13 protein-coding genes are annotated in these 12,766 nt (G+C 67.6%); 8 read left to right on the top strand and 5 right to left on the bottom strand.

What is annotated here, in order from left to right; genetic code table 11:
* Window positions 1-109 precede the first annotated feature (109 nt).
* Window positions 110-1,531 (top strand): argininosuccinate lyase, encoded by a 1,422-nt coding sequence (gene argH, locus ACIHA7_RS38290; protein ID WP_397296792.1) that lies wholly within the window; start codon window positions 110-112, stop codon window positions 1,529-1,531.
* Window positions 1,532-1,576: 45 nt separating this feature from the next.
* Here the strand turns inward: argH and ACIHA7_RS38285 are convergent, their stop codons facing one another.
* Window positions 1,577-2,329, bottom strand: coding sequence for a hypothetical protein (locus ACIHA7_RS38285; protein WP_397296789.1), 753 nt, complete (start codon window positions 2,327-2,329; stop codon window positions 1,577-1,579).
* A 26-nt stretch (window positions 2,330-2,355) separates the two neighbouring features.
* On the opposite strand from ACIHA7_RS38285, the gene ACIHA7_RS38280 reads away from it, so the two are divergent.
* Entirely contained in the window at window positions 2,356-2,679 is a 324-nt protein-coding gene (locus tag ACIHA7_RS38280) for a DMT family transporter (RefSeq protein ID WP_397296786.1), read from the top strand.
* Between the two features lie 56 nt (window positions 2,680-2,735).
* Here ACIHA7_RS38280 and ACIHA7_RS38275 read toward each other — a convergent pair whose 3' ends face one another.
* Window positions 2,736-3,293: a Uma2 family endonuclease gene (locus ACIHA7_RS38275; RefSeq protein ID WP_397296784.1), complete on the bottom strand. Its 558-nt coding sequence runs from the start codon at window positions 3,291-3,293 to the stop codon at window positions 2,736-2,738.
* Between the two features lie 416 nt (window positions 3,294-3,709).
* Between ACIHA7_RS38275 and ACIHA7_RS38270 the strand changes: the two genes are divergently transcribed.
* Genes ACIHA7_RS38270 through ACIHA7_RS38260 form a run of 3 tightly spaced genes read left to right on the top strand, consistent with a single transcriptional unit; the run spans window position 3,710 to window position 6,616 of the window.
* Window positions 3,710-4,516: an ATP-binding cassette domain-containing protein gene (locus tag ACIHA7_RS38270; protein ID WP_397296782.1), complete on the top strand. Its 807-nt coding sequence runs from the start codon at window positions 3,710-3,712 to the stop codon at window positions 4,514-4,516.
* A gap of 43 nt (window positions 4,517-4,559) precedes the next feature.
* On the top strand, window positions 4,560-5,603 hold the full coding sequence (locus ACIHA7_RS38265; RefSeq protein ID WP_397296779.1) for an ABC transporter permease: 1,044 nt from the start codon (window positions 4,560-4,562) through the stop codon (window positions 5,601-5,603).
* Window positions 5,604-5,641: 38 nt separating this feature from the next.
* Complete coding sequence (locus ACIHA7_RS38260; protein ID WP_397296776.1) at window positions 5,642-6,616, top strand: ABC transporter substrate-binding protein; 975 nt, start codon at window positions 5,642-5,644, stop codon at window positions 6,614-6,616.
* An 87-nt stretch (window positions 6,617-6,703) separates the two neighbouring features.
* Here ACIHA7_RS38260 and ilvA read toward each other — a convergent pair whose 3' ends face one another.
* Together ilvA and ACIHA7_RS38250 are read right to left on the bottom strand one after the other, a co-directional pair.
* A complete protein-coding gene (ilvA, locus tag ACIHA7_RS38255) occupies window positions 6,704-7,933 on the bottom strand; it encodes a threonine ammonia-lyase (RefSeq protein WP_397296773.1) in 1,230 nt (409 codons plus the stop codon).
* Between the two features lie 70 nt (window positions 7,934-8,003).
* The gene (locus tag ACIHA7_RS38250; protein WP_397296771.1) at window positions 8,004-9,173 is read right to left on the bottom strand and encodes a serine hydrolase domain-containing protein; all 1,170 of its coding nucleotides are present in this window, start codon (window positions 9,171-9,173) and stop codon (window positions 8,004-8,006) included.
* A 156-nt stretch (window positions 9,174-9,329) separates the two neighbouring features.
* On the opposite strand from ACIHA7_RS38250, the gene ACIHA7_RS38245 reads away from it, so the two are divergent.
* The 3 genes from ACIHA7_RS38245 to ACIHA7_RS38235 all read left to right on the top strand — a co-directional run bounded on the left by ACIHA7_RS38245 (window position 9,330) and on the right by ACIHA7_RS38235 (window position 12,360).
* On the top strand, window positions 9,330-10,052 hold the full coding sequence (locus tag ACIHA7_RS38245; RefSeq protein ID WP_397296768.1) for a GntR family transcriptional regulator: 723 nt from the start codon (window positions 9,330-9,332) through the stop codon (window positions 10,050-10,052).
* An 86-nt stretch (window positions 10,053-10,138) separates the two neighbouring features.
* Window positions 10,139-11,632 (top strand): NCS1 family nucleobase:cation symporter-1, encoded by a 1,494-nt coding sequence (locus ACIHA7_RS38240; protein WP_397296766.1) that lies wholly within the window; start codon window positions 10,139-10,141, stop codon window positions 11,630-11,632.
* Entirely contained in the window at window positions 11,632-12,360 is a 729-nt protein-coding gene (locus ACIHA7_RS38235; protein WP_397296763.1) for an aspartate/glutamate racemase family protein, read from the top strand. The genes ACIHA7_RS38240 and ACIHA7_RS38235 overlap by 1 nt, the downstream gene beginning before the upstream one ends.
* 8 nt (window positions 12,361-12,368) lie before the next feature.
* Here the strand turns inward: ACIHA7_RS38235 and ACIHA7_RS38230 are convergent, their stop codons facing one another.
* Window positions 12,369-12,719, bottom strand: a complete 351-nt coding sequence (locus ACIHA7_RS38230) for a hypothetical protein (RefSeq protein ID WP_397296761.1) — start codon at window positions 12,717-12,719, stop codon at window positions 12,369-12,371.
* Window positions 12,720-12,766: the final 47 nt, after the last annotated feature.

Raw genomic sequence — 12,766 nt, 5'->3', positions numbered from 1 at the left:
CAGCGAGGGCGTGCCACCGCGGTAGGCGCGGCGTATGGCAGAGCACTGCACGGACGGCACGGCACCGATACCACCTACTGACCACCGCAACCCGAGGAGACAGCACACCATGACGCAGAGCGGCAGCACGAACACCGGTGCCCTCTGGGGCGGGCGTTTCGCGTCCGGACCGGCCGAGGCCATGGCGGCCCTGAGCAAGTCGACGCAGTTCGATTGGGTCCTGGCGCCGTACGACATTCGTGCTTCGAAGGCGCATGCGCGGGTGCTGCACAAGGCTGGGCTGCTCTCGGAGAGCGATCTCGCCGGCATGCTCACCGGGTTGGATCAGCTCGCCGCCGACGTGGCTTCGGGCGCGTTCGGCCCCGCCGAGTCCGATGAGGACGTGCACGGCGCGCTGGAGCGTGGGCTGATCGAGCGGGTCGGCGCCGAGCTCGGCGGTCGGCTGCGCGCCGGGCGGTCACGCAACGACCAGGTGGCCACGCTGTTCCGGATGTGGTTGCGCGACGGTGTGCGCCGGGTCGCGTCCGGTGTGCTCGACGTGGTCGACGCGCTGGTGGCGCAGGCGGGCGCGCATCCCGACGCGGTGATGCCGGGCAAGACGCATCTGCAGGCCGCGCAACCCGTGCTGCTCGCCCATCACCTGCTCGCGCACGCGCATCCGCTGCTGCGCGACATCGATCGGCTGCGTGACTTCGACAAGCGGGCTGCGGTGTCGCCGTACGGTTCCGGCGCGCTGGCCGGTTCGTCGCTCGGGCTCGATCCCGAGGCGATCGCCGCCGAACTCGATTTCGACGGTTCCGCGGCCAACTCGATCGACGCGACCTCCGCACGGGACTTCGCCGCCGAGGCCGCGTTCGTGCTCGCCATGATCGGCGTCGACCTGAGCCGGCTGGCCGAGGAGGTAATCCTCTGGAGCACACCGGAGTTCGGCTACATCACCCTGGCCGACGCCTGGTCCACCGGCTCCTCGATCATGCCGCAGAAGAAGAACCCGGACGTCTCCGAACTCACCCGAGGCAAGGCGGGCAGGCTCATCGGTAACCTCACCGGGCTGCTGGCCACCCTGAAGGCGCAGCCGCTGGCCTACAACCGTGACCTGCAGGAGGACAAGGAACCCCTGTTCGACTCGGTCGCGCAACTGGAACTGCTGCTGCCTGCCATCGCGGGCCTGGTCGCCACGCTCAGGTTCCACACCGACCGGATGGCCGAACTCGCCCCCGCCGGTTTCACGCTCGCCACCGACATCGCCGAATGGCTGGTCCGGCAGGGTGTTCCGTTCCGCGTGGCGCACGAGGCGGCCGGCGCCTGTGTCCGGGTGGCCGAGTCCCGCGGTGTCGGCCTGGCCGAACTCACCGACGAGGAATTCGCCGCCATCGACCCGGCCCTCACGCCGAACGTCCGCGAGGTCCTCACCGTCGAGGGGTCCATCGCCTCCCGCAATGCCCGCGGCGGCACCGCGGGCACTCAGGTCGCCAGGCAACTCGAGGAAATCGCCGGCACCACAACCCAGCTCCGCAGCTGGTTGGGCTGAGCCTCGGCGAGTGGCACGTGGTGGCAACGCCGAGTGTGGTGCCACTCACGGGGGGAGTAGTTCCGCGACGTGGAGTAGGGGAGCGGCCAGGGCCGGGATGGTTTTCGGGTGCCGTAGTTGACCCTTGTGATAGGTGAGCAGGTCCTGGCCGGCGAGGCTCCAGTGCGGGACCGCGTTGTAGAGGTGCGCGGTGATCAGCTGAGGGCCGATCAGCCTGCGGGCGTAGTGCGGGTCGGGCGCGACGACGCGGTACCGGTAGTCGAACGTCGGATTGCCGGTGGCGGTCGGTTTATCGCCGAACAGGCTGCGGCCCAGTTGCGAGAGCGAACCCCGGGACAGCACGCTGACCGGCAGGTGCGGCCGATCCAAGCGCACGACAACGACGATGTAATGGTGCGTCGTGGAACTGCCGTCCGAGGACGACGTCTCGTGCTTGTAGTCCGCCACGGTCACCCACCGGCCGCCGAGGTGCCCGGTCATCACCACGCCGAGGCCGCGCGGATTTCGGCCGGGTAGCCGCGACGTCCACTCCGCGCGGGCGCGCTCGGTGTACGACCACCCCTGCGCCCGCGACCATTCCCACAGCAGAGTCTTGCGCGCCCGCTCGGCTCGCATCGACCGCTGGACCCCGACCACCAGCAACACGATCAACGCGACAACCACCGACGCCCCCGCCGCGCCGACGAGCATCACCACATCCATCCCGATCCTTACATCCTCGTCGCCGGACGCCGCCGCGTCGCACCCGCGCCGAGTTCCCCCCGGCCGCCGCACCACCCACGGCGCGTTGCGAGTCATTGTCCGGCACTCGTTACGCTGCCGCCATGACCTTGCTCCTGCTCGCCATTGCCATTGCGTCCGAGGTGACCGCAACTGTTTCGCTGAAACTCTCCGACGGATTCAGCAAGGTCATTCCCTCGATCATCGTGGTCGTCGGCTACGCCAGCGCCTTCTGGTTCCTCGCCCAAGCACTCAAGCGCGGCATGCAGATCGGCGTCGCCTACGGCATCTGGTCCGCCGTCGGCGTAGCGGCCATCGCCATCATCGGCGTCCTTTTCCTGGACGAGCGGCTCACCCTGATCCAGGTGGGTGGCATCGGCTTGGTGATCCTCGGCGTGCTCGCGCTGGAGCTCGGCGGCGCGCACTGAGTGAGCGGGTGTGCCGCCGAACGAACACGCATCGGCACACCCGAGCACGGCAGAAATCAGACGAACTCGCTGGTATCGAGGTCGAATTCGAAGGGCTTCGGCAGTCGGAGCGAGACACCGAACTTAGCGGTGGCGATCTGCCGGTATTCCCCGTTCATCGGCTCCCAGTGGACCGTCGTTTCGGCGCGATGGCGATCGATCAGCAGGTAAGCGGGGATGTGGGCCTGCGCATAGGCATCGCGTTTCTCTATGCGATCGACCTCTGCGTCGCGTTCGCGGCCGGAAGTGATCTCCAGGATCAGCAGCACCCCCGCCGGGTCGGACCATGATGGCTGATCCCGAAAATATCCACGCGGTGCGACCGCACCGTCCACCCTGGCACGGCTTTCGCGATACGCGGGGATCCGTACGCCGACCTCGGGCAGCAGCCGCCACTGTGGGCAGTGATCCCGGATTTGATCGCCGATGATGCTGGCGAACTCGGCATGCTCGCCATCCGGAACCGGAACCACGTAAATCCTTCCATTGATCAGCTCGACGTCGACTTCCTCGGACGATGCGCGCTCCAGCACCTCGAACTCCGCGAGGGTCACATCGGCGTCCATGCTGCTCATATCCCCAGGATAACTAGGTGGCGCGTATTCGGTCTGCTGGTCGTCCAACAGCAGGTGTCGCGCTGCGGTGGGTGGACTCATGTGGAGTCCCGGCTCGATCGCAGGCTGCTACGTTCCACTCTGCAACTCCTTACTACTCGGCGACGGGATGGTTGTGCATTTCCTTCGACGTGCGACGCCGCCTAATGGTTCCCGCGAAACTCCGCGACTTTCAGTGCTGAAACTGGGTGTTGCCGATCCACTACCCCGCTGAGCCCCGCCGAGGACATTCAGTGCATTGTTTTCTCACCCCAAATAACCGGATTCCGTTGCGGCTCCCGTATTTTGCCGAATACGTCCCATGAGACCTCAGCCCGAACGTAGCATCGGGCGATGGATTGGACGTTTGCTCAGCTGTGCGCGCACGGATGTGGCCGATGACCTCGGGCGATGCCGCGAAACAGCCCGAACCGGCCGGCGAATCCGCCGTCGCGCTGCGGGCCGATGGACTGGTGAAGCGCTACGGCGGGGTGGAGGCGTTGCGCGGCGCGAACTTTCAGGTGAGCGCAGGGGAAGTCGTCGCCTTGATCGGCGACAACGGCGCAGGTAAATCGACTCTGGTGAAATGCCTTTCCGGCGCCGAACAGCCGGATTCCGGGCGGATTCTGCTGGACGGTAAGCAGGTGGTGCTGAATACGCCAACGGCCGCACGCAAACTCGGCGTGGAGACCGTGTATCAGGACCTCGCGGTGGCTCCCGACCTCGACCCAGCCGCGAACCTGTTTCTCGGCCGCGAGCTGGTGCGCAAGGGCTTGGCTGGCAAGCTCGGCATGCTGGATCGCACCGCGATGAGAGCCCAAGCGGTCGAACACTTTCGACGCCTCGGCGTCACCCTGCAGAGCGCGGACGTGCCGATCGGCTCGCTGTCGGGCGGGCAGCGGCAGAGCGTCGCGGTGGCCAGGGCGGTGATGTGGGCGAGCAAGGTGGTGTTCATGGACGAGCCGACCGCGGCGCTCGGTGTGGTGCAGCGCGAGCGGGTGCTCGACGTGATCCGCCGGGTTCGCGACGAGGGCATCGCGGTGGTGCTGATCAGCCACAACATGCCGGAGGTGCTGGCCGTCGCCGACCGCATCGAGGTGCTCCGGCTCGGCAGGCGGGTGGCGCGGTTCACCGCGGCCGAGGCCACCCTCGAACAGTTGGTCGGCGCCATGACCGGCGCGCTGTCACAGGAGGGCGCGGCATGAGCATGCCAGCATTGCCGGAGCAGAGCGTCAGCGAGGTGTCGGCATGACCGAGGTCAAGACCGTCGAGGGCAACGGCGGCCCCGAGTTGCCCGAACGCACTGTGCTGCAACGCCTTCTCGGCGCGAGCACGGTCTGGATCGGCGTGGTGCTCGTCGCGCTGTGCATCGTTTTCAGCGTCTTGCGGCCCGATGCGTTCCCCACCCGCTTCACCTTTCAGACCCTGCTGATCGAAACATCGGTGCTGCTGGTGCTTTCGGTGGGCATGACGTTCGTGATCATCACCTCCGGCATCGACCTGTCCGTCGGCATGGTGCTGATCTTCGCCGGCGTGATCGGCGCCAAATCGATGGAGGCGCTGAGCCCGGACCAGGATGCGACCGGCGCGGGCTGGGGCATCATCGGCATCGGCTTCCTGCTCTCTGTTGTCGGCGGCGGTGTTTGGGGACTGATCAACGGATTACTGGTGGCCAAGACCAAGATTCCGCCGCTGATCGTCACGCTCGGTTCGTTCGGGGCCGCCCTCGGCGCCGCGCAGTTGATCACCGGCGGTGTCGACACGCGGACGGTGCCCGAAAAGCTGCGTAACACACTGGGTTTCGGAACCACCTTCGGCGGCATCCCCAACCTGGTGCTGGTCGCGACCGTGGTCACCGTGGTCGCCGCCTGGGTGCTGCACACCACCCGCTTCGGCCGTTACACCTACGCCATCGGCTCCAACGAGGAGGCCGCCCGGCGCTCCGGCATCGCGGTCACCAGGCATCTGGTGCTGGTGTATCTGCTCACCGGCGTGCTCGCGGGGCTGGCGGGCTTCATGAACCTGGCCTACTTCGGCACCACCACCATCGGCGGGCACACCACCGACAACCTGGATGCCATCGCGGGTGTAGTGATCGGCGGCACCAGCCTTTTCGGTGGCGTCGGCTCGATCGTCGGCACCGTGATCGGCGTGTTCATTCCGTCGGTGTTGAAGAAGGGGTTCGTCATCGCGCAGGTGCCGGTGTTCTGGCAGCCGATCGCGGTGAGCGTGGTGCTCGTCGCCGCGGTCTGGTTCGACCAGCTGCGCCGCCGGGCCCGCGATCGGAAATAGGAGTCGGTAGTGACAAACAAGATGGCGGAGGTAGCCGAATGAGGGTGGCCAAGCGGACGGCGGTGGCGATCGGCGCGATGGTGTCGGTCGGCGCGTTGCTGGTGTCCTGTAGCGGGCAGGTGGGCGATTCGGGTGGCACCGACAGCAAGAAGCTGGTGCTGATTCCTGGCGTCGCGGACGAGCCGTTCTACATCTCGATGCAGTGCGGCGCACAGGAACAAGCCACCAAGCTCGGCTACGAGCTGGACACCCAGGCGCCGACCAAGTTCGACGCCGGATCGCAGACGCCGGTGCTGACCGGTGTGGTGGCGAACAAGCCCGGCGGCATCCTGATCGCGCCGACCCACGCCACCGCGATGGCCAATCCGATCAAGCAGGCCAAGGATTCGGGCATCAAGATTGTCGAGGTGGATACCGCCTTGGACGACACTTCCATTGCGCTGTCGTCGATCTCGTCGGACAACAAGAAGGGCGGCGCGCTCGCCGCGCAGACCCTGGCCAAGCTGGTGGGGGACAAGGGCCCGGTGCTGGTGATCAACACCAAGGCGGGCACGTCCACCACCGACGCGCGGGCGCAGGGCTTCGAGGACGCGATCAAGAGCTTCCCCGGCATCACCTCGCTCGGCGTGCAATACAACAACAACGAAGCGGCCCAGGCGGCGTCGATCGTCACCGCGACGCTGGCTGCGCACCCCGATCTCGCAGGCATCTTCGCCACCAACCTCAGCTCGGCCGAGGGCGCGGCGACCGGCCTGCGTAACGCGAACAAGCTCGGCCAGGTGAAACTGGTCGGCTTCGACGCCAGCCCCAAGCAGGTCGAAGACCTGAAAGCTGGTACCGTGCAGGCGCTTATCGCCCAGGATCCGGCGGGTATCGGCGCCAAAGGTGTCGAGCAGGCCGCCGCGGCGATCGACGGCAAACCGGTGACCCGGAAGATCGAGACCGACATGATCGCGATCACCCAGGCCGACATGGACGCCAACTCGAAGTACTTCTACAAGCGCAAGTGCTGACGCTGTGATGCGGGGCCGGCCGGGTGCGATCGAGCGCCCGGTCGGCACATCCGACGGCGGGAACCTCGCCGGTCACCGTGCCGGGAACTAGTCCGCCGCGCGGACCGAGTAGCCGGCGTTGGTGAGGGCGTTGAGAACATCTTCGCGATGGTTGGGGCCGCGGGTTTCCAGGGTGAGGGAGACCTCGACCTCGTCGAGCGCCAGCCAGGTTCCGGTGCGGGCGTGCCACACGTCGACGACGCTGGCGCCGGTCTTGCCGACCACCGCGAGCAGCGCGCTCAATCCGCCTGGCCGATCCACGATCGTCACGCGGACGGCGAGGTAGCGGCCCGCGGCGCTCAAGCCGTGGCCGATCAACCGGGTCAGCAGCAGCGGATCGATGTTGCCACCGGACAGGATCGCGCACACCGGCCCCTTCAGTTCGAGATCCGCTGCGGCACAACTCATCAGCGCCGCGACCGCAGCGGCACCCGCGGGCTCGACGATCAGTTTGGCCCGTTCCAGGCAGAGCAGCAGCGCCTTGGACAGCGAATCCTCATCGACGGTCACCATGGCCGGGACATGCGCGGCCACATGGACGAACGGCACCTGACCAGGCTGCCCGACGGCGATACCGTCGGCCATCGTCGACATCCGCCCCACCCGCACCGGCTTGCCCGCCGCCAGCGAACCCGGCCAGGCGGCCGCCTCTTTCGCCTGCACCCCGATCACCCGCACCTGCGGAGCCAGCTGGTGCAGCGCCACCGCGACGCCCGCGATCAATCCGCCGCCGCCGGTCGGCACCAGCACGGTGCCGACGTCGGGGATCTGCTCGAGGATCTCCAGCGCCACCGTCGCCTGCCCCGCTACGACGTCCGGGTGGTCGAACGGATGGATCAGCGTCGCACCGGTACGGTCGGCGAACTCGACGGCCGCGTCCAACGCGTCTTCGATGGTCTCGCCCACCTGCCGCACCTCGGCACCGTAGGCCTTGGTGGCGGCCAGCTTCGGCAGCGAGGCGCCCACCGGCATGAAAACCGTCGAGGTGATGTCCAGCGAGCTGGCGGCCCAGGCCACGCCCTGCGCGTGATTGCCCGCACTCGCGGCGACCACCCCGCGCGCCCGGTCCTCGGCGGGCAGATTGGCAATCCGGTTATAGGCGCCGCGCGGCTTGAACGACCCGGTGCGCTGCAGGTTCTCGCACTTCAGCCACACTTCCGTGCCCGCACGCTCGGACAGCACCCGGGAAGCGACGATGGGCGTTTTCCGAATCACCGGCGCCAGTAGTTCCGCGGCCGCCGTGATTCGCTCCATACCGACCAACTCCATGGCGCCCATGCTGCCATCCCGCCCGCAATACGTCCGACGATTCCGGCCGGCGCCACACCGCGGGCGCCCGGACCCGCCGTCAGGCCGCTTTGGCGAGGTTGTGCGCGAGTGCGCCGAGGCGAGCCAACCGGGCGTCGCCCAGGGGCGTGAGGCGCCCGCCGAGTCGGTTGGTCACGAATCCCAGCGACATGCCGGTGGCCGGGTCGGCGAAGGCGCCGGAGCCGCCGAGGCCGAAATGGCCGAAGGCGGAGATCGGGTCCGCCTTGGACGGGCGCATCGGCACGCCGTGGTAGCCGAGAGCCCACGGAATGCGCAGGGCGAGAACGTAATCGGGAGTGAAGATCTGCCGGCGGCCGACCTCCGCGATGGTCTCGGGCCGGAGCAGCTGGAATCCGTCGAGCTCGCCACCGTTGGCGAGGGCACCGTAGAGCCGGGCCAGTGCGCGGGCTGAGAAGACGCCGTTGACGCCGGGCATCACCGAATCGTGCAGGCGCGGATCGGCGACCAGGTCGGCGAAACCCTGGGGAGTGGTGTCCATCGCGGCCGAGAACCTGGTCCTGCCGAGCAGTCGGGAGCTGTTCTCCCAGCTCATGCCCGCGACCGTCAGCCGGGGAAAGTTCGTCGCGACCCGGTCGCGCTGCGCCTGCGGCACGCCGAACCAGAGTTCCTCGGCGGCAAGCGGTTCGGCGATCTCGGTGCGCAGCACCTCGGTGAACTCGGTGCCGGTGACCTGGCGCACCAGCTCGGCGACCAAGTGCCCGAAGGTGATTCCGTGGTAGCCGCTGGTGACGCGGTGGCGCGGGTCCGGCGCCGCCGCGGCCAGCGCCGCCGTCACCGCCGCGTCATCGAAGAACCGCTCGAACGGACCGGGCAGCAGTCCGCGTAACCGGTGCAAACCCGCTCGGTGGCTGAGCAATTCGCGCACCGTGATGTGCTCCTTGCCCGCGGCGCCGAAGTCGGGCCAGTACTTCGCGACCGGCTCGTCATAGGCCAGCTCACCACGCTCGACGAGCCGATGCAGCACCGTACTGGCCACACCTTTGCCGGTCGAGTACGCCATGGCCACGGTGTCGTGCGCCCACGGCACCTCCGGCCGTGCGTAGCCGGCCCAGACGTCTACCACCGGCTCGCCGTGCAGGTAGACCGCGAGCGCCCCGCCGCCGTCGAGGGGTCGCCGGAACAGCCGGTCGAACTCGGCGACCAGGGTCGCGAACCGGCGATCTACGAACTGTGCTGCCGAAACCGTCATCGGAAACTCTCTGTAGTACGTACCCGCATTCCAGAATCGCACGAGCCGCCGCGGCCGCGCGCACACCCCGCACCCGCGACCGGTCGGTTCGGTGAACGTTTCCTGAGCGTCACACAGCCGACCTCGATCGCAACACGCCTGGCCTAGCGTGTTCGCATGCCCCCGAGACGACGTTCGGCGCTGCTCGCGAGGTTGGTCGTCGACACACCCGGCCGACCGCAAGTGATCCTCGGCGAACTGCGCCGGGTGATTCTGGACGGCGCGGTGCCGCCGTGCACCGTCATCCCGCTGCGCGAGGTGGCCGTGCTGTTCGAGGTGAGTCACATCCCGGTCCGTGAGGCGTTGAAGACGCTGATCGGGGAGGGGCTGGTCACCCATGAACCGCACGGCGGTTACGTGGTGGCCCAGCTGACCGCCGCCGAGCTGCGCGAGATGTACATCGTCCGAGAGACCCTGGAGCACGCCGCGTTGGCCGCGGCCGCGATCAACGCGAGCGCCGCGGATCGCGCGGCACTGAGCGCGGTGAACGCGCTGCTCGAGCAGGCGATCCGGGACGACGATCCGGTCGCCTACCACCGCCGTTCCCGCGATTTCCACGCCGCGCTGACCAGGCCGTCGCGGCTGTTCCGGCTGCTGCACATGCTGGAATCGGCGTGGAACGTCACCGAGCCGGTGCAGTCCATGGTGCACATCGGTCGCGGCGAGCGGGTGCGGCTGCACACCGACCACGCCCTGATGATGGACGCGTTTCTCGCGCGCGACGTGGACCGCCTGCTGAGCGCCGCCGAACGCCATCACCGCAGGCTGGAGACCGTCATCGCGACATTGTCGACGGACACCGGGTTGCTCGCGCCGGAAGATATATCCGCCGCGCAATAGCCGGGAAATAACAGCGCAACGGTCGGGCAATGCCGCATCCATACCGTCGTTTCGAGCACAGTTCCACCTCCCGGACGGGCAGAACCATGACCGAAACAATTGCGGCACCGAGCATTGCGCCGCCGGCGCACACCGCTGAAGCGGCCTACGACCCACGCCTCACCAACGCCGATCTCGCGCCGCTGCGCACGCAGAACTGGGGCTCGTACAACATCTTCGCCTTCTGGATGTCGGACGTGCACAGCGTCGGCGGCTATGTCACCGCGGGCAGCCTGTTCGCGCTGGGCCTGGCCAGCTGGCAGGTGTTGGCGGCCTTGCTGATCGGCATCACCATCGTCTACTACTTCTGCAATCTGGTGGCGAAGCCGAGTCAGGTGACCGGCGTGCCGTATCCGGTCATGTGCCGCAGCGCCTTCGGCGTGCTCGGTGCGAACATCCCCGCCATCATCCGAGGGCTGATCGCGGTGGCCTGGTACGGGATTCAGACCTTCCTCGCCTCCGCGGCGCTGGATGTCGTTCTGGTGAAACTGTTTCCGGGACTGGCACCGTACGCGGTGGCTGACGACCACGGCTTCCTTGGACTGTCGCTGCTCGGCTGGGGCAGTTACCTGACGCTGTGGGTGGTGCAGGCGTGCGTGTTCTGGCGCGGCATGGAAGCGATTCGCAAGTTCATCGACTTCTGCGGACCCGCGGTCTACGTGGTGATGTTCCTGCTGTGCGGCTACCTGATCGCGAAAGCCGGTTGGGGCGCCATCGATCTGAACCTCGGCGAGGTGAAGTACACCGGCTGGGACGCACTACCGGTAATGCTCGGCGCCATCGCGCTGGTGGTGTCCTACTTCTCCGGCCCGATGCTGAACTTCGGCGACTTCTCCCGCTACGGAAAGACTTTCGCCGCCGTACGCCGGGGCAACCTGCTCGGTCTTCCGGTCAACTTCCTGCTCTTCTCGCTGCTGGTGGTGATCACCGCCTCGCTGACGGTCCCGGTCTACGGCGAACTGATCACCGATCCGGTGGCGACGGTGGCGCGCATCGACAGCACCTTCGCCATCGTGCTCGGCGCGTTGACCTTCACCGTCGCCACCATCGGCATCAACATCGTGGCGAACTTCATCTCCCCGGCCTTCGACTTCTCGCACGTGGACCCGCAACGGATCAGCTGGCGTGCGGGCGGCATGATCGCCGCGGTCGGCTCGGTGCTGATCACCCCGTGGAATCTGTACAACAACCCCGAGGTGATCCACTACACCCTCGAGGTGCTCGGCGCGTTCATCGGCCCGCTGTTCGGCGTGCTCATCGCCGACTATTACCTGGTGCGTAAACAGCACGTGGTGGTCGAGGACCTGTTCACCATGTCGAAGTCCGGAAGCTATTGGTACCGCAACGGATACAACCCCGCAGCCGTGCTCGCGACGGCGATCGGTGCACTGGTCGCGGTGATCCCGGTGCTGGCCAAGGACATTCCCGGCATGTACACGGCGGCGCAGTACAGCTGGTTCATCGGCTGCGGCCTCGGCTTCGCGGTGTATCACGTCCTCGCCACCCGAACGCCGTTGGCCGTGCGCGGAGCGCCTGCCTGATGCGGATCCGGTTGATCAACCCGAACACGACGCGGGCGATGACCGCCACGATCGAGGAGTGCGGCCGGGCCGTCGCCGGTCCCGGCACCTTCCTCGATGCGGTGACCGCCGAGATGGGGCCCGCGTCGATCGAGAGCCACTACGACGAAGCCCTCAGCGTCCCAGGCCTGCTCGCCGCCATCGGGCGCGGCGAGGAAGCGGGCGTCGACGGCTATGTGATCGCCTGCTTCGGCGATCCGGGCCTGGACGCCGCGCGGGAACTGGCCGTCGGCCCGGTGATCGGCATCGCCGAGGCGGCCATGCAGGCGGCGAGTCACCTGGGACGTGGGTTCAGCGTCGTCACGACGTTGCGCCGGACCGTCGGCCGCGCGGCCGATCTGGTGGAACGGTATGGGCGGCAACGGTTCTGCCGCGGCATCCACGCGTGTGAACTTCCGGTGCTCGCACTGGCCACCGACCCGGACGCCCGCAAAATCGTCACCGAGGCGTGCCGCACGGCGGTGGACGCCGACGGTTCCGACGCGATCGTGCTCGGCTGCGCGGGCATGTCGGACCTGTGCGCGCATATCCGCGCCGAGCTCGGGGTGCCGGTGATCGATGGGGTGGCGGCGGCGACGCTGACCGTGCAGTCACTGATCACGCTCGGGCTGCGCAAGTCGGGTAGGGGAGAGTTCGCGGCGCCGCCGCCCAAGCCGTATTCGGGGCCGCTGCGTTCGTTCGGGCTATGAGCGAGAACTCACGCGGCGACGGCGGTGTGCAGCGTCCGTAGCACGGCCTCGGGGTCGTCGACATCGACGACGACCCTGGTGAAGTCGGCGCCGGACAGCTCGATACGGAGTGCGCGACCGTCGAATCGGGTGTCCCAGAACTCTTTACGGCCCTTGCCGCGGAACGTGCCCGCGGCGATCACGCCGGGGAAGAAGGTGCCGGGCGCACGCACCCACGGTGGGCGCCGATCGACCTCGGCCTTGGTGACGGCGGTGATGTTCGCTAGATCGAAGGTGATGTGCTCGCGCAGGGCGAGTACCTGATGTCCGCCGATCACCTGGATCGTCACGGTCGTACCCTTGACCTCGATTTCGACCATCGCGCACCTCACTTCGCAGAAAACTCTGACGTGTCCCACGATGCAGG

The sequence above is a fragment of the Nocardia sp. NPDC052316 genome (assembly GCF_044547795.1).
In the GTDB taxonomy this organism is placed as follows: Bacteria; Actinomycetota; Actinomycetes; order Mycobacteriales; family Mycobacteriaceae; genus Nocardia.
The sequence above is the reverse complement of the archived record's forward strand: the minus strand, read 5'-3'. Positions and strand labels throughout refer to the sequence as shown.

Bases quoted from the DNA above. Each gene is read 5' to 3' on its own strand.
- argH (WP_397296792.1), top strand. From the start codon at position 110: ATGACGCAGAGCGGCAGCACGAACACCGGTGCCCTCTGGGGCGGGCGT.
- ACIHA7_RS38285 (WP_397296789.1), bottom strand. From the start codon at position 2,329: ATGACTCGCAACGCGCCGTGGGTGGTGCGGCGGCCGGGGGGAACTCGG.
- ACIHA7_RS38280 (WP_397296786.1), top strand. From the start codon at position 2,356: ATGACCTTGCTCCTGCTCGCCATTGCCATTGCGTCCGAGGTGACCGCA.
- ACIHA7_RS38275 (WP_397296784.1), bottom strand. From the start codon at position 3,293: ATGAGCAGCATGGACGCCGATGTGACCCTCGCGGAGTTCGAGGTGCTG.
- ACIHA7_RS38270 (WP_397296782.1), top strand. From the start codon at position 3,710: ATGACCTCGGGCGATGCCGCGAAACAGCCCGAACCGGCCGGCGAATCC.
- ACIHA7_RS38265 (WP_397296779.1), top strand. From the start codon at position 4,560: ATGACCGAGGTCAAGACCGTCGAGGGCAACGGCGGCCCCGAGTTGCCC.
- ACIHA7_RS38260 (WP_397296776.1), top strand. From the start codon at position 5,642: ATGAGGGTGGCCAAGCGGACGGCGGTGGCGATCGGCGCGATGGTGTCG.
- ilvA (WP_397296773.1), bottom strand. From the start codon at position 7,933: ATGGGCGCCATGGAGTTGGTCGGTATGGAGCGAATCACGGCGGCCGCG.
- ACIHA7_RS38250 (WP_397296771.1), bottom strand. From the start codon at position 9,173: ATGACGGTTTCGGCAGCACAGTTCGTAGATCGCCGGTTCGCGACCCTG.
- ACIHA7_RS38245 (WP_397296768.1), top strand. From the start codon at position 9,330: ATGCCCCCGAGACGACGTTCGGCGCTGCTCGCGAGGTTGGTCGTCGAC.
- ACIHA7_RS38240 (WP_397296766.1), top strand. From the start codon at position 10,139: ATGACCGAAACAATTGCGGCACCGAGCATTGCGCCGCCGGCGCACACC.
- ACIHA7_RS38235 (WP_397296763.1), top strand. From the start codon at position 11,632: ATGCGGATCCGGTTGATCAACCCGAACACGACGCGGGCGATGACCGCC.
- ACIHA7_RS38230 (WP_397296761.1), bottom strand. From the start codon at position 12,719: ATGGTCGAAATCGAGGTCAAGGGTACGACCGTGACGATCCAGGTGATC.